The organism is Capnocytophaga sp. oral taxon 338 str. F0234 (assembly GCF_000192225.1).
Classification (GTDB): Bacteria; Bacteroidota; Bacteroidia; order Flavobacteriales; family Flavobacteriaceae; genus Capnocytophaga.
In genome coordinates this window covers 1-684 of the sequence record NZ_GL872435.1, presented here as the reverse complement: position 1 = coordinate 684, position 684 = coordinate 1, and the positions used below count along the sequence as shown (strand labels likewise).

Below are 684 nucleotides of genomic sequence, written 5' to 3'. Positions count from 1 at the left end.
ACTCCATTGGGGTATCCAATCTTAAAGACGATTTTTTCAATGAGAAATTAGTTTTTTCTATTTTGACAGATATGTATAAGCCTTTCTTGAAGAGTGATACACTGACCAATAAGAATATGTACAACAACACCATTCTTATTTGTAAGCAGTATATTGATGCTAAAAAGCACATCAAAAAACTTACTGCTGATAGGGTTTTGTTGGATAGCCTAAACGACATCAATCAGATCCTACAAGAGGAATACGATAAGATGAAAGTAGACTTAGAGGTTTGTAAGCAACTATATCAAAATCAGTAAGTAAGCCAATGCCACAGAGAACGTATATCGCTATAGCTTTTGCACTTTTAAGTTGGCTTACCACAAAAGCACAGTCCTTACCTTTGCCACAACCCAAGGTAATTGAACAGTGCGATGTCAGTCAACCTAAAGCCAAGTTAAACGGCTTGCCGTATGTAAATGTGCCTCCTATGTACCTGAGAGTGGACAATGAGGAGTACACTTATGCCGCTTTGCAATTAGGGAAGAGGAAGAATAGTATCTTCCTATTTTTGAATATACTTGCCCCTTCCACTTGTCTGAAAAAGGAAAAGATTGTAGATGTCTATTTTGAGTCAGGAGAGATGATAAGCCTTAAGAATCAATACCCTCTCAATTGTGATGGTTATTTTGTAAGGCAACTAAG

1 protein-coding gene and 1 pseudogene are annotated in these 684 nt (G+C 37.0%); both read left to right on the top strand.

The features are described 5' to 3' along the window. A pseudogene (locus tag HMPREF9071_RS11730) lies at window positions 1–299 on the top strand (hypothetical protein); the annotation flags it as partial. Between the two features lie 8 nt (window positions 300–307). Then, a partial coding sequence (locus HMPREF9071_RS11725) for a hypothetical protein (RefSeq protein WP_009401632.1) occupies window positions 308–684 on the top strand: 377 nt, incomplete at its 3' end.